This window comes from Pseudomonas sp. GM18 (assembly GCF_000282195.1).
Classification (GTDB): domain Bacteria; phylum Pseudomonadota; class Gammaproteobacteria; order Pseudomonadales; family Pseudomonadaceae; genus Aquipseudomonas.
This window is the reverse complement of the sequence record NZ_AKJT01000127.1, coordinates 104,940-119,774: the sequence shown is the minus strand read 5'-3', so window position 1 is coordinate 119,774 and position 14,835 is coordinate 104,940. Positions and strand designations below refer to the sequence as shown.

Annotated in this window: 17 protein-coding genes and 1 tRNA gene; 10 read left to right on the top strand and 8 right to left on the bottom strand. The window is 57.5% G+C overall.

Annotated elements, in window-relative coordinates; all coding sequences use genetic code 11:
- Window positions 1–64: 64 nt before the first annotated feature.
- Complete coding sequence (locus PMI21_RS01235; RefSeq protein ID WP_007941908.1) at window positions 65–634, bottom strand: type 1 glutamine amidotransferase family protein; 570 nt, start codon at window positions 632–634, stop codon at window positions 65–67.
- Window positions 635–987: 353 nt separating this feature from the next.
- Here PMI21_RS01235 and PMI21_RS01240 point away from each other — a divergent pair, with 353 nt between their 5' ends.
- The 8 genes from PMI21_RS01240 to PMI21_RS29605 all read left to right on the top strand — a co-directional run bounded on the left by PMI21_RS01240 (window position 988) and on the right by PMI21_RS29605 (window position 6,861).
- A complete protein-coding gene (locus tag PMI21_RS01240; RefSeq protein ID WP_007941907.1) occupies window positions 988–1,656 on the top strand; it encodes a GntR family transcriptional regulator in 669 nt (222 codons plus the stop codon).
- 72 nt (window positions 1,657–1,728) lie between these two features.
- Window positions 1,729–2,535 (top strand): ABC transporter substrate-binding protein, encoded by an 807-nt coding sequence (locus PMI21_RS01245; RefSeq protein ID WP_007941906.1) that lies wholly within the window; start codon window positions 1,729–1,731, stop codon window positions 2,533–2,535.
- 12 nt (window positions 2,536–2,547) lie between these two features.
- Window positions 2,548–3,321: an amino acid ABC transporter permease gene (locus PMI21_RS01250; protein WP_007941905.1), complete on the top strand. Its 774-nt coding sequence runs from the start codon at window positions 2,548–2,550 to the stop codon at window positions 3,319–3,321.
- Window positions 3,322–3,323: 2 nt separating this feature from the next.
- Complete coding sequence (locus PMI21_RS01255) at window positions 3,324–4,103, top strand: amino acid ABC transporter ATP-binding protein (protein ID WP_007941904.1); 780 nt, start codon at window positions 3,324–3,326, stop codon at window positions 4,101–4,103.
- 81 nt (window positions 4,104–4,184) lie between these two features.
- Window positions 4,185–5,795: a gamma-glutamyltransferase family protein gene (locus tag PMI21_RS01260; protein WP_007941903.1), complete on the top strand. Its 1,611-nt coding sequence runs from the start codon at window positions 4,185–4,187 to the stop codon at window positions 5,793–5,795.
- 228 nt (window positions 5,796–6,023) lie between these two features.
- Window positions 6,024–6,341: a hypothetical protein gene (locus PMI21_RS01265; protein ID WP_007941902.1), complete on the top strand. Its 318-nt coding sequence runs from the start codon at window positions 6,024–6,026 to the stop codon at window positions 6,339–6,341.
- A 112-nt stretch (window positions 6,342–6,453) separates the two neighbouring features.
- Window positions 6,454–6,642, top strand: coding sequence for a hypothetical protein (locus tag PMI21_RS29985; RefSeq protein WP_033064260.1), 189 nt, complete (start codon window positions 6,454–6,456; stop codon window positions 6,640–6,642).
- Window positions 6,643–6,696: 54 nt separating this feature from the next.
- Window positions 6,697–6,861, top strand: a complete 165-nt coding sequence (locus tag PMI21_RS29605; RefSeq protein ID WP_007941901.1) for a hypothetical protein — start codon at window positions 6,697–6,699, stop codon at window positions 6,859–6,861.
- A 409-nt stretch (window positions 6,862–7,270) separates the two neighbouring features.
- Here PMI21_RS29605 and pseH read toward each other — a convergent pair whose 3' ends face one another.
- A complete protein-coding gene (gene pseH / locus PMI21_RS01270) occupies window positions 7,271–7,819 on the bottom strand; it encodes a UDP-4-amino-4,6-dideoxy-N-acetyl-beta-L-altrosamine N-acetyltransferase (RefSeq protein WP_007941899.1) in 549 nt (182 codons plus the stop codon).
- A gap of 727 nt (window positions 7,820–8,546) precedes the next feature.
- The gene (locus tag PMI21_RS01275; RefSeq protein WP_007941898.1) at window positions 8,547–9,317 is read right to left on the bottom strand and encodes a DeoR/GlpR family DNA-binding transcription regulator; all 771 of its coding nucleotides are present in this window, start codon (window positions 9,315–9,317) and stop codon (window positions 8,547–8,549) included.
- A 264-nt stretch (window positions 9,318–9,581) separates the two neighbouring features.
- Here PMI21_RS01275 and PMI21_RS01280 point away from each other — a divergent pair, with 264 nt between their 5' ends.
- Window positions 9,582–10,862: a haloacid dehalogenase-like hydrolase gene (locus PMI21_RS01280; protein ID WP_007941896.1), complete on the top strand. Its 1,281-nt coding sequence runs from the start codon at window positions 9,582–9,584 to the stop codon at window positions 10,860–10,862.
- A gap of 571 nt (window positions 10,863–11,433) precedes the next feature.
- Here PMI21_RS01280 and PMI21_RS01285 read toward each other — a convergent pair.
- Together PMI21_RS01285 and PMI21_RS01290 are read right to left on the bottom strand one after the other, a co-directional pair.
- Window positions 11,434–12,483, bottom strand: a complete 1,050-nt coding sequence (locus PMI21_RS01285; protein WP_007941895.1) for a tyrosine-type recombinase/integrase — start codon at window positions 12,481–12,483, stop codon at window positions 11,434–11,436.
- 1 nt (window position 12,484) lies between these two features.
- Window positions 12,485–12,727 (bottom strand): DUF4224 domain-containing protein, encoded by a 243-nt coding sequence (locus tag PMI21_RS01290; RefSeq protein ID WP_007941894.1) that lies wholly within the window; start codon window positions 12,725–12,727, stop codon window positions 12,485–12,487.
- 74 nt (window positions 12,728–12,801) lie between these two features.
- Here PMI21_RS01290 and PMI21_RS0128370 point away from each other — a divergent pair.
- Window positions 12,802–12,891: transfer RNA gene (locus PMI21_RS0128370), tRNA-Ile, on the top strand.
- 395 nt (window positions 12,892–13,286) lie between these two features.
- Here PMI21_RS0128370 and PMI21_RS29600 read toward each other — a convergent pair.
- Genes PMI21_RS29600 through PMI21_RS01305 form a run of 3 tightly spaced genes read right to left on the bottom strand, consistent with a single transcriptional unit; the run spans window position 13,287 to window position 14,765 of the window.
- Complete coding sequence (locus PMI21_RS29600; protein ID WP_007941892.1) at window positions 13,287–13,439, bottom strand: hypothetical protein; 153 nt, start codon at window positions 13,437–13,439, stop codon at window positions 13,287–13,289.
- 49 nt (window positions 13,440–13,488) lie between these two features.
- A complete protein-coding gene (locus PMI21_RS01300) occupies window positions 13,489–14,436 on the bottom strand; it encodes a hypothetical protein (RefSeq protein ID WP_033064258.1) in 948 nt (315 codons plus the stop codon).
- A complete protein-coding gene (locus tag PMI21_RS01305) occupies window positions 14,433–14,765 on the bottom strand; it encodes a hypothetical protein (RefSeq protein WP_007941890.1) in 333 nt (110 codons plus the stop codon). Before PMI21_RS01305 ends, PMI21_RS01300 begins: the two co-directional genes overlap by 4 nt.
- Window positions 14,766–14,835: the final 70 nt, after the last annotated feature.

Below are 14,835 nucleotides of genomic sequence, written 5' to 3'. Positions count from 1 at the left end.
TGTTTGGAGGGGGCTACTTTATCGGCTTGGATGCTTTGTATAAAGGCGCCCAGTGGTGAACGCGTCACGGACATGCATGCTCGGCAGCGTGCATGGCCAAGTAAGCTTTGAGGTTTTCGTCACTGATGCCCAAGGTGCACAAGATTTTAGCCATGAAACTGACCGGAGCAGTACCTGGAGCTGTAACTACGCGCTTATCAGCTACTGCATAGGGGACATCCTGATAGTAAGCCGCTCCACCGTAATTCAGTTTCGACAGGTTCTCTGCCGAGTTGGAAGTGTGACGGAGGTTATCGAGCACACCCGATTGCGCTAGCACACGGGTACCATCGCAAATGCCTGCGACGATGGTGTTTTTTTCATAGGCAGCTCTAACCAGGGCAGTGATATCGGGGGCCTGATCGGTCTGCCAAATAGTACCTCCACATATTATTAGCAGGTCGAGTTCATCAAGCGGGATGTCCTCGATCGCTAACTGCGGGGTGACGATCATGCCGCCAGAGGAGGTGACAGGGGTACCTTCGGGCGTAGCGAAGCGTGTATCAAAGCCGTAATAGGCCCGACCAGTGGAGTTGATCAGGGCGGTTTCCCAATCTGAAAAGTTCTCGGTGAGGATGGTAATGGCACGTGTCATTTAGAGAGTCCTTCTCTGATTACGTTGATAAATATGTGAGGAATCGCCTTTCCTCACATGAGCTCAAAGAGTAACAAGCACGACCGTCAGTTTCTGTCAGTAGTATTTCTCACGAATCACATGCCTGATGACGGCGGAATGATTTGTTACCTGGATACCATTTTTCACCCATTTGGGGCGCGCTGGGCCATTTCGTAGCACACGGCGAGTACCACGCTGATCTAAAGATCATCGCTTCTTGAGTCGAAACTCCTTTCCAATTAAGAGCTTGAAGCAGTGCTAAGCAGCCTGGCACGGTTTCTGCTGTTTTGAATCCATGGATAATTGGATACAAAACTGCAAAAGGTGACTTTATGCAATTCGCTCCCGCTTACGTTGAACGTCAGCCCCTGACCGCCGAGGAGGAGGCTTACAACTTTCTGCTGGAAGCGATCTGTGGCGGCCGTTACCGCAAAGGCGACCGGTTGATCGCCGAGGACATCGCCACTGAGATCGGCATGAGCCGCATGCCGGTGCGCGAAGCCTTCCGACGCCTCGATGCTCAAGGCCTGGTGACCTTGCGACCCAACCGCGGAGCCATAGTCAGCGGCCTGAACATCGACGAACTGCACGAAGTCTTCGAGATGCGCAGTGCCCTTGAAGGCCTGGCCATCCGTGTCGCCGTGGCCAAGATCGGCGAGCGTCAGCTGGCGGCGCTGGAGCGCATGCTGGACGAGATGGATGACTACCGCGACGAAAGCGCCGAATGGGTCAGCCGTCATCGGGCTTTCCATGAATACCTGTGCAGCCTCAGCGGCCGTCCGCGTTTGATGAAGCAAATCTCGGCCCTGTATTCGCTGATCGAGGCACCCATGCGCCTGTGGCTGCAACACGGTGAAAAGCCCTTGAGTGCCCGCCAGGAACACGCGGTGATCCTTGACGCCATTCGCTCAGGCGATGCCGACCAGGCCGAGTCGGTGGTGCGTCAGCACATCGAAGGCACAGTGCCGGCACTGATTCAGTTCCTGCAATCGGAAAAATAGAATCGGGCTCGAGCCCGACCGTGTGTTGACTTTGAGTACTGCCCCGTTACTAAACAACTGGAGTGTCTGGTCATGCATAAACGCCGTGTGTTGCTTGCTGCTGTATCCCTGGGACTCTGCGCACAGTGGGCGTTCGCCACGCCCCAAGTGCCCGAGCGACTGCAAAAGGCCGAAAAACTCACGTATTGCTCGGGCATGGACTCGCCCCCCTTGGTGTCTTTCGATGAGGCGCAAAAACCCAGGGGCCTGACTGTCGATCTGGGGCTGGAAATCGCCAAACGGCTGGGAGACAAGCCGGTGCAATGGCGGGTCATTCCGTTCTCTGGGTTGCTGCCTGCATTGCTCGCCCAGCAGTGCGACATGATCGTTGATCAGCTGTTCGACAAGCCCGAGCGGCGGGAGGTGATCGACATCGTCAACTACATGTATTCCAGCCAGTCAGTGGTCGTCCCCAAAGGCAATCCCAAGGGCATCAAAACCCTGGATGGACTGTCTGGGCACAAGGTGGCAGTGCTCAATGGCTCCACGATCAAAACCTTGTTGGACGCCGAGAACGAAAAGCTCACCAAGGCTGGCAAGACACCGATGAAACTGGTGGTTTACAACAGTGACACTGACGCCTTTCAGGCGCTGCGTATCAGTCAGGTGGACGCCTACGGCACCACCGTAGAAACAGCAGGTTACTACGCCGCAATGGCGCCCGATTTATTCGAGGAAGGGGTGCCAGCCTTCAGCCGGATTCTTACGGGTTTAGGGACGCGCAAGGATGATTCCCAGCTCACCACCGCAGTACAGCAGATCATCAGTGACATGCGCAGCGACGGCAGCTATGTGCAGTTGTTGAGCAAATGGCATGTTTCCAGCGACACACTCGACTGAGGCAAGCGCTCGATGAACTTCAATTGGGATGTGTTCTGGCAATACCTTTTGCAGCCCAGCGGGGTGTACCTCACTGGGCTCTGGCTGACCTGCCTGATCAGTGTGCTGGCAATGGCGTTGGGCTGCGTGCTGGGGCTGGCAGCGGCGCTGATGCGTCTGTCGCGCAACCCGTTGCTCAACCTGCCGGTACGGTTCTATGTGTGGCTGATGCGCGGCACGCCGCTGTTGGTGCAAATCGTTTTTCTCTATACCGCTTTGGCGGCCGGCGGCATCTTCCGTTTCGAGGACGTGGAACTGTTTGGTTTGGTGGTACCGGGCAATATTCAGGCAGCGATCATCGCCTTGGGCCTGAACGAAGGCGCCTACATGGCCGAGATCATCCGTGCCGGGATCGGCGCTGTGGACAAGGGTCAGTACGAGGCTGGGCGTTCGCTGGGCATGACCTTCGCCAAACTGATGCGGCGTATCGTTTTGCCTCAGGCGTTCCGGGTCATCGTTCCGCCGTTGGGCAACGAATTCAACGTGATGCTCAAGAACACGACGCTGGTCAGCGTGATTGGCGTGCAGGAGTTGCTGCTGAGTACGCAAATGGTCACGTCGGCGACATTCCGGGTATTTGAACTGTACCTGGTGGTGGCGATTTATTTCCTGCTGCTGACCACCCTTTGGGGCTTCTTCCAGCGTTGGCTGGAAGCGCGTTTCGGACAGTCCGATCGACCCGCACCGCCAGCGGCTGGTAGTCGCATGTTTGGCCGCGGCACGCTCAAATTGCTGAGGGGGCGTTAAGCATGGCGCACAAAAGTGAAGAACTGATTATCGAGGCCCTGGACATTCATAAGTCCTTCGGCAACCTGGAGATTCTCAAGGGGATTTCCTTGCAGGTGCGGCGCGGTGAAGTGGTGGTGTTGATCGGTGCATCGGGTTCAGGCAAGACCACCTTCATTCGCTGTATCAATCTGCTGGAGGACATTCAAGGCGGGCGCATACGCGTCAACGGTCGCGCCATGGGTTACCGTGAGCGCGCCGACGGCAGCCTGGTGCGCGACTCCGAGCGCAACATCGCTCGCCAGCGTCGGGACATCGGCATGGTCTTTCAACGTTTCAATCTGTTCCCCCACATGACCGCGCTGGAAAACATCATTGAGGCACCGATCCAGGTGCTCGGCGTGCCGCGCGCCGAAGCCTCGGAACAGGCCCGGGCCTTGCTCGCCCGGGTCGGTCTGGCGGACAAGGCCATGCATTACCCGTCGATGTTGTCCGGTGGGCAGCAGCAGCGCGTGGCAATCGCCCGGGCGCTGGCGATGAAACCTCAAGCCATGCTGTTCGACGAGCCCACCAGCGCCCTGGATCCGGAAACCGTCGGCGAGGTCCTGCAGGTGATGAAGCAGTTGGCCGATGACGGCATGACCATGGTGGTGGTCACCCATGAAATGGGTTTTGCCCGAGAAGTCGCTGATCGCGTGGTGGTCCTCGATCAGGGCGAATTGATCGAGCAAGGTCCGCCGGAGCAGATCTTCAGTCGACCGACACACCCGCGAACTCAGGCCTTTCTCAGCCGCGTGCTGTGACCTTCTCAGTCAGGGTTTTTTACCCGGCAATGGAACCGGATACCTGCGGCCAATGAATCTTTGTTTGGAAGAACTTTTGCCATGTTGAAATTTTCTGCCCACGAATATCCCTATCCGTCGCAACGTCAGAGTGTGTTTGCCCGCCGTGGCATGGTCGCGGCTTCACAGCCACTGGCCGCCGAGGCCGGCATCGAGATCATGCGCAACGGCGGTAATGCCATTGATGCCGCGATCGCCACAGCGGCAGCGCTTACTGTGGTTGAACCCACCGGCTGCGGCTTGGGCGGCGACGCCTTTGCTTTGGTCTGGAGCAAAGGCCAATTGCACGGACTGAACGGCAACGGCCACGCGCCGGCGGCACTGACGATCGATGCAGTCAAGGCGTGTGGTCACGAGCAGATGCCGCTTTATGGCTGGACGCCGGTCACGGTGCCCGGTTGCCCTTCGGCCTGGGCGGAGTTGTCCAAGCGGTTCGGCAAGCTACCCTTTGCCGAGTTGCTGCAGCCCGCCATCAGTCTGGCCCGGGAGGGCTTTCCAGTGTCGCCGGTGGTCGCCCGACAATGGCAGACCGCTCTGGATGAATTCAGCCCCCATCGAGACCCGGTGCTCGACGCCTGGTTCGACACGTTCCTGATGGATGGCCGTGCGCCAAAGGCCGGTGAATTATTCCGTAACCCGGCGCAAGCCCGAACGCTGGAAGAACTGGCGAACAGCGCTTGCGAAAGCCTCTACCGCGGCGCTCTGGCTCAGCGTCTGGATGCCCATTCCCGCGCCACCGGCGGCTACCTGCGAGCCAGCGACCTGCAGGACTATCGCGCCCAATGGGTGGACCCGATCAGCATCAACTACCGCGGCTACGATGTCTGGGAAATCCCCCCAAGCGGGCAAGGACTGGTGGCCCTGATGACCCTGAAAATCCTCCAGGGTTTCGACTTCGATCACCGAGACAGCCAGCAGACCTGGCATCGTCAATTGGAAGCGATGAAGCTGGCCTACAGCGATGGCCTGCATTACATCACCGATCCGCTGCACATGCGTGTGGCGGTGGCTGATCTTCTCAGCGACAGCTATAGCAGCCAACGCCGTGAACAGATCGTCGATCAGGCTCAGAAACCTTATCCCGGCGATCCCCACGCCAGCGGTACGGTGTACCTGGCCACGGCAGATGCGCAGGGCAATATGGTGTCCTTCATCCAGAGTAACTACCACGGCTTCGGTTCCGGCGTGGTGCTGCCAGACAGCGGCATCGCCTTGCAGAACCGCGGACAGGAATTCAGTCTCGACCCTGACCACGCCAACTGCCTGGCACCGGGCAAAAGAACCTTTCACACCATCATTCCCGGTTTCATCAGTAAAGGTGACGCGCCGGTGGGACCGTTCGGCGTCATGGGAGGCTACATGCAGCCCCAAGGCCATGTGCAGATGGTCATGAATCTGCTGGATTTTGGTCTCAACCCCCAAGCCGCGCTGGATGCACCGCGATGGCAATGGCTGGGAGGCATGAAAGTCGGCATCGAGCAGGGGGCGTCTCGGGACTTGGCCGCTTCGCTGGCCCGGCGCGGACACCAGATCCAGGTTGATTGCGACCTGATCAACTACGGCCGAGGGCAGATCATCATCCGTGACCCGGACACTGGCGTGCTGTGCGGCGGCACCGAGCCGCGGGCCGATTCCCATATTGCTGTGTGGTAACGGGTAGCTGAAAACAAACAAAGACGACTCGGCCTTTTCTGCGCGATAAATACGCTGTGCATCAGTTCGCGGAACTGATGCAGAGTGTGGCCCCGCGAGCTCTTTAGCTTTGTTTAACTGGACGTAGTTGGGGCGCGGTGGGGGCAGCGGAGGATGCGGTGGCGAGATGTGAGTTTGTGGGCTATTGGTTGATGACCCGGCATGAACCGGGAAGACTGGGAGCTACCAATGAAAACGCTGATAGTTGATCACTCTTGGACCAAAATCATCGAGCGAGATGAGTTCGCCAAGGTCGTGCTGGCGGCAAAGATTGAGCAGATCGAAGAAATCGAAGCTGCCATTCGAGCGGTTGAAGGTGAAGAGGCTGCCCGCAATGCTCTAAATGATGGCTTGATAAAGCATGCATTAATGCGCTGCCTGGAGAACTTGCAGGGATCTGCATCCGTAACAGAGCAGGACTACTGGGTCTGTTACGAGTTTGCGACATCCGCTGCGAAGAATGCCGAGCGAATCATTGACGAAGAGCTTTCGCACGTAGGGTCGTGATCGTAGACGCCGCCCTCCGTGACCGGATGATGGCAAAGTGGAATTTCTTGGGTTGCGTGCAGATATCGTCGCCCCGCCTGCCGCGACTCATTAGAACAGGCAACCAGTCTTAATGCCGGAAAGTAAAGCAGCGACTGCTGCGGAAATTGAGCGCTCCATCCAAGCCCTGAACAAAATGGCAGAACGCCTCTGGGGCGATGGTCGGGAGACTGAGGCGAAAGCCCTCCTCGATGCCTTGGATGCGTTAAACAGGGCGCTCGATCGGATCAGAATTGGAGAGAGCCGCCGGGTTCTTCATTAAAACGTACACGTCCCAGCTGAAGGCTGAGTGTACAAACAGCGAGACAGATGGCTAATGGGGCTGCTCAATTTTTTATCCGGCCTCCTCGGTGGTCTCGCTAATCTTCAGCCTTACGAAAAGCCTCGCAGGGTCTTCACGCGCGGCTTTGTTGCATTCTGCGTGCTGGTGGCTGTTTTTGAGCTGATAGCGCTGAACCAGTTCTATGGCGCGCGCGGCTGAATTCTAGCTAACCGTGAAGAGATAGCGGCCAGCGAACGCTGTTTCTGTATCGGTTGCGGCCTGTGGCTGACGCCTTTTGAAGTCCTGAAGTGGTATCAGGAGAAGCATGCCTGCTGTCCGGGCTGTGGGCTGACCGGGGTCGTCGTCGGCTCTAAGTCAGGTCTTCCGCTTGATGAATTCCGGAGCAACATGGGAGTCGAGTAGTACGAAAATCCGCCCGTTGGGCAAACCCGGAACCCGACATTGAGCGGGTTGTGTTCGGTCGGCAGGAGGCCGGAGATGCAACGCTTTGGGTAACTGACAGCGCTGCTGTCTGAGCGCTGGTAGTGATCGGATATTTGAGTGGGGGCTGTGAGTGCAGCGGCCTGTCTCTGAGGATCTACCCAGAAGCGGACTCGAACACTCTTGCCTATTTGTTCAGGCGCAGGACCAGAGGCTCAAGTGAGGGGCGCTTGCTTTTCCATTCTTCTTTCGTGATGCCGAGGAGTACCACGTCAATCCGGCTTCCATCTTTTAGAATGTTCTTGCGTCGAACGCCCTCAAGTTCAAAGCCAAATTTTTGGTGCATCTTAATCACTGCCGGATTCGTTTCCAGGACCTCGCAATTAAGCTTCTCTATGCCTGCTTCATTAAATGCATAGTCAAGCATCCAGAACTCTATGATGCTCCCTAGCCCTTTTCCTTGAATCTCTGTGTCTAGATAGAACGCCCAGTCAGCTGTTTTCTGGACTGCATTAATGGAGTTCAGTGAAACAATACCGATGGCCTGCCCATTTCTGATGGCTACGAACACCGCTTGGCGACTGTTTCCCTTCAAAGAGGCCAACCAACCCTCGTGCTCGCTCTCTGTAATTTCGTGGGAGGTGTACATGTACTTTCGAACATCCTCCTGGTTTCGGAGCGTACGCACATGAGCTTGAACGGCGTGGCTGGCGTCAACCAATGGCATGAATTGCATCCGAGTGTCCTTGTGTGGGTGTGAAAAAAGACAGAGTTCAATCGGGGAAGGAGCAGGTCTGAGTTTGGTGTCGTGAATCCTCCGTGAAGGTATCGACATAGCAGCGGATTTCTTGAACGGATGGGGGGAGGGTACGGTCGGCAGGACGCCGCAGGTAGGGTCGAAACGGGCTGAGTTATGGAACGCTTCCATGACAGTTTTGGAACACATGCCCAGCGGCGAGATTGCCGCCCAACCCCAGAAATAAGATGGCGGAGGCGATGGGATTCGAACTCATGGACCTGTTACGGTCGACGGTTTTCAAGTCTGAAGACTAATCCTTATTTTTCAACACCTTAAGTTAAGTTCGTTTCCGCTAGACATTATTCCTTGATGGTCTGGAGGCCTCTGAAATCAAGGGGTGCGAATTTATTTGCGGAAACGAATTAGACCGGTTTTTTGGTGTTTTGGGTGGGTTCATAGCTACAACCGAGAGACTGCGCTTGGTGGAAAGCGACTTTCGTCTGAAGTGGGATTTTGGAGCCGAGCCGGTCAATCGTGACAGGCAGAAAACAGCCGATTGTTGCCTGTCGCCAAGGGCAGTAAACGACCCATTGCAAGCGATCGCAGCCAATACAGTTACGGTCAGTTTGCCCGCGCCGAGAGTCGCGTCGTGCAAGATCTACCCGGTTGCGCCGCACTAGAGCATCACGCTGCGTCAATGCCTGTTGCAACCGCCGAGCCACTGCTACGCCAGGACAATACGTTTGAGCTTGGCGTTCAGTACGGCGAACGCCGCTTCGGTACTGGCCTTGTGGTTGGTGATGAGCACGTCGATACGTTCTGGCGGGCAGAAAGCGACGCGGCTCTCCACGCCGATCTTGCTGTAGTCGGCGAGGATGACCACGCCTTCGGCATTGTCGGCCATGGCGCGCGCCACTTCGGCTTCGCGGTGGTCGTAGTTGCTGGCACCGCGCTGGGCGTCGATGCCGACGGGCGATAACAGCGCGAGATCGGCCCGATAGCGGCCAATTTCCGCCACCGTGGTGCCGCCAACCGTAGCGGGAGCACGGTCGTCGAGTGAACCGCCCAGTACGATCACCTCGTTGTGCTGGCCGCCTGGCACAGCGGGATTACGCAATTGCAACGCCACGTTGAACGAGTTGGTGATCACGGTCAGCCCTCCCAGCTTAGCCAGCTCTTCGGCGAGGATGACGGTGGTGGTGCCCGCGTCGATAAACACAGTCTGTCCGTGCGACAGCAGACTGACCGCTGCGCGCGCGAGGTCACGCTTGAATTTGACGTTGATGTTCGCCCGCTCGGCGATGGGCGCTTCGTCTTCAATGCGGATGGCGCCGCCGTGTATCCGCTTCAACTCCCCCTGTTCTTCCAGAGCGACCAGGTCGCGTCGCACCGTCTCGCGTGAAACGTTCAGCTCCGTGACGATGCGGTCGGTGGTGACGCGCTGCAAAGTCGATAGGAGTGCGCGGATCCGCTGGTAACGCTCTTCTTGCCACATACCGGGTGTCCCTGCTGTTCGAGTCGCCGTCCGAGCACGCATTGTGGAGGGGCGTCAGTCGCTGTCAAGTTTGGCGCGGCCTCATGATCATTGGGCTGGCGCAGCCTGCGCGTCATATTTGTGTGATATTGAGGCATTATTGTTTTTTTGTGTATTTGGAGCTAGCCTCGTGGCCGGACGGTTTCTTCCCCTCGTCCGCATTTCGAAACACGCTTTCGCCATTGCCTCGGTTGTAACCTCTCATCTAGAAGTAGGAGCTATGCCATGCAGCGTCGCCAGTTTCTGAACACCCTCGCCGCCGTTTCCGTTGTCAGTCCGCTGTTGTTGTCATCCCGCATAACGCAAGCCGCCACGCCCCCGGCCACACCAAGTGCGCTGGACCCGGCGCGCTGGTCGCCGCTCAACCAAAAGCGTCTGCAGGCGGTGATCGATGAACACGGCGTCAAGAGCGCGTCCTACCGCCCTGACCAGCGCCCGTACGCGGTGTTCGACTGGGACAACACCTGCATCATGAACGACTGTGAAGAAGCGCTGCTGGTCTACCAGATCAATCATCTGCAGTACAAGCTGACGCCCGATGAGTTCGCTGAGGTGGTGCGTCAGGACGTGCCGAACGGCGCGTTCATGAAGGACTACACCTCGGTGGACGGCAAGGCGGTCAAGATGGAAGACATCGCCAGCGACGTAGAAGCGGATTACCGCTGGTTGCACGCCAACTACAAGGGGCTCGCCGGCGACAAGAGCCTGGAAGAGATTCAGGCCAGCGAGCAGTACAAGGATTTTCTCGCCAAGCTCTACTTCATGTACGACGCGATCTGCGACAGTTACCCGGTGGAGATCGGCTATAAGTGGATTCTGTATTTCTACAAGAACATGACCACGGCTGAGTTGCAGGCGATGGCCGAGGCTTCCAACAACTACGCCATCGGCGACGCGCTGCGCAAGGTCAAGTACGAGAGCTCACGCACGTTGCCGGGCAAGGCCGGGGTGGTGGCGGATACGCACTTTCATGGCATCCGCATCCATGAGGAAATCCGCGGCCTGATGCACACGCTGCGCGCCAACGGCATCGACGTCTATGTCAGCACCGCCTCGATCGACGATGTGGTACGCGTGTTCGCGGGCAATCCTCATTACGGATACGGCGTGCCGCCTGAGAACGTGATCGGCCTACGCATGGCGATGGAAGGCGGAAAGTACACCACTCGCTATCAGCCGGACTGGCACTTCAACTACGGGCCGGGCAAGACCGTCGGCATCAAGAACGTGCTGGTTAAACAAAAGGGCTATGGCCCGGTGTTGGTGGCTGGCGACAGCGATGGCGATGCCTGGATGCTGCGCGACTTCAACGATACGGCGGTGGGGGTGATCGTCAACCGCATGAAGAAGGGCGAGATCGGCGCCGACAGCCAGCAGGCCGCTACCCAGTTGGGCACCCCGAACGCCCGCTTCATCCTGCAGGGGCGCAACGAGCACACTGGCCTGATGATTCCAGACGAGAAATCGCTCAAGTACGGTAAAGACGAGCTTAAGCTGCTGGCTTGATGGCACTGGCTCGCGGGTGGCCGGCGGCCATCCGCGAGCCGCAGTGCAACTCGCCTTGTACCTGCGGGAATGATGATTCTGCGTTGGAAAGTCGATACCGCTACCGGCCCGAGCGAGTCAGTCGTATCGAGTCAAAATTGTGAGTGGCCCTGGATTTACGAGGCGCGCCCCACAGACCGCTTTTGGCCGAATCCTATCGGGAAGCCATAGGAAGCACGCTTTGCCCCATCAATCGTGTAGCAAAACTAGGGACGGAGTGGCGACTGTGTAGGGCTAAGTTGCGGAAATAATAGAAAAGATGCGGAAACGATTCAGAAACAGGGATGCAGAAGTCACATCCCCAGAAACGACAAAGCCCTGAAAAATCAGGGCTTTGTCGTATAAAGATGGCGGAGGCGATGGGATTCGAACTCATGGACCTGTTACAGTCGACGGTTTTCAAGACCGATATTCAAAGCCGCTAAAACCGTGGCCTGTAGCTCTTTTTCGTTACAGTACTTTTGTTTTTCGGCTCCTCTGTAGACCGCATTCTACATGGGGCCAAGTTTGAGTTTTGTAACGGGTTTTTGGACTATTTTGACGGCTTTGCAATGGCGCCGATGCGACGGTAAACGCGTTCCGTGATGTCGCCCTTGGTGTGACCCAAGAGCAGGCTCGCATCACCGACGTCGAGGATTTCTGACGCGGCTTTTGGTCTGATGTCACGGAACTGGAAGCTGCCGATTTTCTCGGCCAGCAGAGTGTCTCCAATCTCGTCAGCCTCTTTTTTGGCCTTTTCACGGGCCTTGTCCCACCGGTCACGAAGCATCTTCGCGGTCATGCGCTTGCCGCGCGCGCTCACAATCAGATAACTGCAAATGTGCTGAGCGTTGCGCTCGGCCATTTTTGCGATCAGCAGCCCCAGGCTGTTTGCCTCGTCGCCGTCGACCATCTGGATCCGCAGCTTCTTGTGTGTCTTGTTCTGCTGCACACCCAAATATTTCCCCTCGACATCATCCTTCCTCATGACCAGAACATCTGCCGGCCTTTGCCCGGTCAGATAAGCTAGGTCCATCGCGTCTTTCAGCTCTTGAGCTGCCTTCTTGTAAACAGCATCCCAAACCACATCATTCGCGTAATAGTCCCGCGGCGTTTCCTTGTTTTTGCGCACGCCCTGGCAGGGGTTCTCCTTGGTCGTCAGCCCCCATTCCCGGGCGATATTGAAGATGTGGGAGAGGGTGGCGATCTCACGGTTAGCCCGCACCTTCGCTGTCCGTGCATCCCGGTACCCGGCAATCGTGGCCGGGGTGATCGAGTCGATGGGGGCGCTATCGAACATCGGTCGGAGCTGCTTGATCTCCGCCAGATTGTCTTTCTGGGTGCGCGGTGCTTTTTTGGAGACGATGTCGCGGATGTACCGGTCGAAGATGCCCTTCATCGTGCGTAGGTCGAGCGGCTTTTCCTTGGCTTCAAGTTCTGCCCATTTGATCCTGGCTTTGTCCAGGTCTTTGCCCAGTGGGATCGCCTTGCCGGTCAGGTCCAGGTAGTAATAGGCAATCCAGTCCTTTCCGCTTTTTCGTTTCCGCGTCCACTGATACATCCGGGGCGGCAAATTGCGTGTTTCGGCCTTGCGGGGTCGCATGTCAGTTCACTCGTGAGAAATCGGGCGTCCATGCCGGGGCCGCCGGCGGTGGGTTGGGGTCAGCGATGGTCGGGGAGATCACCCCTAACTTCATGCGGGCGTACATGCGGCCCACCAGTGGACGCTTACCGCGGCTTTCGACGAACACCCAATGACGATCAATCAGCCAGCGCCGCTGGTAGGCCCTGGCCTTGTAGCCGGTGAGCTCGGCCAGTTCCTCGTCGGAGAGGATTTCGGTTTCCATAAGGTATTGCTCCATGCCGCCTATGGCAGCAGAAGGTGGCTATTTGATATTTTATTTATGCTTGGATATGATTGGCGTGCGTTGGCCGAGTGGCTTAAGGCACCAGGCTGATACCCTGGCGTGTGAGTAATCGCACCACTGGTTCGAATCCAGTACGCCCCGCAAAGCCCCTTCCAGAAATGGAGGGGGCTTTTTTATGGTTTCTTAAAATTCCCCACCCAGACTCATGGTGTGGCCCGGAACATATCGCGGAATCACCAGCCTTTGATGATTTCGGGCATGAAAATTCCTCTCCCGCGGTACACCGGCAGGCTGTTGAGTTGGGGTAGGGATTAGGACAGAAGGTCTGGCGCTGGACGTTTAGCGCGGCGAAGCGGGATGCTGTGCTTGCGAAAAAAATCCTTACGAGCTGCGAGCCAAGCCTTATAGGCGTAACCGCTACGCGAACTGTAAGGATAGGACTCGTCGATGGCCTTGCTGATTGCCGGCGGATCGTAGCCGTCTCGCTTGGTCCGTCGGTACGTCGAGTCCATGCGCTGCCAGCTTTCGGCGTACCAGCTCATTGCGGGCGCCTCTGGAAGTCAGTACAGCGGACAATAACGGTCTGGCCGTCGACCTTGATCACCGGCATGGTGATGAACGGCAAGTGACTACAATTGCGGTGGGCGTGGGTGCAGGTGGCGCACATTCCGCCTTTGGGTTGATAGTTCATCGCCGCGGCCCCTTGCAGATCAGCCAGGCCATGTAGAGCGGTGCGAAGATCATGGCGTCACCCGCTTGAACTCGACGACCCAGACCCACGGGTTCGTGTCCCAGTCGCCACCAGTTGAATTCCAGAGATTGGCGAACGCCCAGCGCGGCGCGCCAAGACACTGCTCATGGGTGGTGGTCTTGTCCCACGCCCATCCGTTGCGCTGTGGATGGCTCGCATCCGGCGCTGGGCAGTCACCTACGTCCTTTACCCGACCGCCATCGTGGAAGCAGTTGCGCCCATAGTCAGTGAAGAAGCAGCCCTCGGCCTCGGCCTGCTCGTCGCTGATGTCCTGCAACCGCTCGGCGCGGACGTCGGTGATTTCCAGAAGGATGCGGGAAGCCCAGCGTGGCATGTGAATGCTGGGCCGCCACCGAATCAGTTCCTCTTCGCCTTCCCAGTTCGGCACCCCGTCGGCCCGATAAATGACCTCGCAATCGGTGCGCTCGTCTTCTGGAACGCCGACATCGCGGTAATCATTGATGAAGCAGGTCTCGCGCACCCACAGCCGGTCGCCACGGTTGCCGTATGGGCATCCACCGTACATCGCCAGTTCGGCGACGCACTCAGCCTCGGTTGCTCCGAAAGCGCCAAACCCCCACCGAGGATGGTTTTGAACGGTCGCCATCCATCTGTGCTCTTCGTCTTCGGAGCTGATTTGGTGCGGGATATGGTGCCCCTTGAGGGGGCGTCGGGTTACCGTTTTTCGGCCTTCAAGGATGGCGCGAACCATTGGTCCACTGAACAACATAGGGCGTTCCTTGTGGAGGCCGATGGTCGAGGCTGCTTTCGGTTTGGCCATCTGGGTGAGGCAGCGCTTGCAGGTGACCTGATCGCGCTGGCGGGTTCCGTTCCAGTCTGCATCCGAATTCTCGTCCAAATGACAGGCAGATGCCGAATGCCACTCTCCGTTCTGGTCGGATCCTGAGCTGATCGTCAGGTGCAATTTTTTGGTCATGGTTTCACCTGCCGGCCCCAGACGCATACAGGGCCGTCCTCGGCGTCGTTAATCGACAGGATGAACCAGCCCGGCTCAGTTGGTTGTTGAATCTCCCACGCAGAGCAATCGACCTGGCCGTCGTTCATGTAGGCATCGAACACATCGGCGTCGACGTCGCTCTCCATGTAGGTGATCTTCGTTTCCACCTGGTGGCGCTTGCACCAGTCATTGAACTGCTCTTCGGTAATTTCGTCGTCGAATTCCGAGAGGTAGTCAGGGTGCGACCACCAGCCGTCCGCATCGCGATGGACCGGAAGCGAATCAATCAAAACAGTTTCTTCAGGCATGACTGTTCCTTTGCCGCTATAGCGGCTGACTTAGAAGGGGGAGGGAGTAGCTGTGCTTTACTGATGCCTA

Bases quoted from the DNA above. Each gene is read 5' to 3' on its own strand.
- PMI21_RS01235 (WP_007941908.1), bottom strand. From the start codon at position 634: ATGACACGTGCCATTACCATCCTCACCGAGAACTTTTCAGATTGGGAA.
- PMI21_RS01240 (WP_007941907.1), top strand. From the start codon at position 988: ATGCAATTCGCTCCCGCTTACGTTGAACGTCAGCCCCTGACCGCCGAG.
- PMI21_RS01245 (WP_007941906.1), top strand. From the start codon at position 1,729: ATGCATAAACGCCGTGTGTTGCTTGCTGCTGTATCCCTGGGACTCTGC.
- PMI21_RS01250 (WP_007941905.1), top strand. From the start codon at position 2,548: ATGAACTTCAATTGGGATGTGTTCTGGCAATACCTTTTGCAGCCCAGC.
- PMI21_RS01255 (WP_007941904.1), top strand. From the start codon at position 3,324: ATGGCGCACAAAAGTGAAGAACTGATTATCGAGGCCCTGGACATTCAT.
- PMI21_RS01260 (WP_007941903.1), top strand. From the start codon at position 4,185: ATGTTGAAATTTTCTGCCCACGAATATCCCTATCCGTCGCAACGTCAG.
- PMI21_RS01265 (WP_007941902.1), top strand. From the start codon at position 6,024: ATGAAAACGCTGATAGTTGATCACTCTTGGACCAAAATCATCGAGCGA.
- PMI21_RS29985 (WP_033064260.1), top strand. From the start codon at position 6,454: ATGCCGGAAAGTAAAGCAGCGACTGCTGCGGAAATTGAGCGCTCCATC.
- PMI21_RS29605 (WP_007941901.1), top strand. From the start codon at position 6,697: ATGGGGCTGCTCAATTTTTTATCCGGCCTCCTCGGTGGTCTCGCTAAT.
- pseH (WP_007941899.1), bottom strand. From the start codon at position 7,819: ATGCAATTCATGCCATTGGTTGACGCCAGCCACGCCGTTCAAGCTCAT.
- PMI21_RS01275 (WP_007941898.1), bottom strand. From the start codon at position 9,317: ATGTGGCAAGAAGAGCGTTACCAGCGGATCCGCGCACTCCTATCGACT.
- PMI21_RS01280 (WP_007941896.1), top strand. From the start codon at position 9,582: ATGCAGCGTCGCCAGTTTCTGAACACCCTCGCCGCCGTTTCCGTTGTC.
- PMI21_RS01285 (WP_007941895.1), bottom strand. From the start codon at position 12,483: ATGCGACCCCGCAAGGCCGAAACACGCAATTTGCCGCCCCGGATGTAT.
- PMI21_RS01290 (WP_007941894.1), bottom strand. From the start codon at position 12,727: ATGGAAACCGAAATCCTCTCCGACGAGGAACTGGCCGAGCTCACCGGC.
- PMI21_RS29600 (WP_007941892.1), bottom strand. From the start codon at position 13,439: ATGAACTATCAACCCAAAGGCGGAATGTGCGCCACCTGCACCCACGCC.
- PMI21_RS01300 (WP_033064258.1), bottom strand. From the start codon at position 14,436: ATGACCAAAAAATTGCACCTGACGATCAGCTCAGGATCCGACCAGAAC.
- PMI21_RS01305 (WP_007941890.1), bottom strand. From the start codon at position 14,765: ATGCCTGAAGAAACTGTTTTGATTGATTCGCTTCCGGTCCATCGCGAT.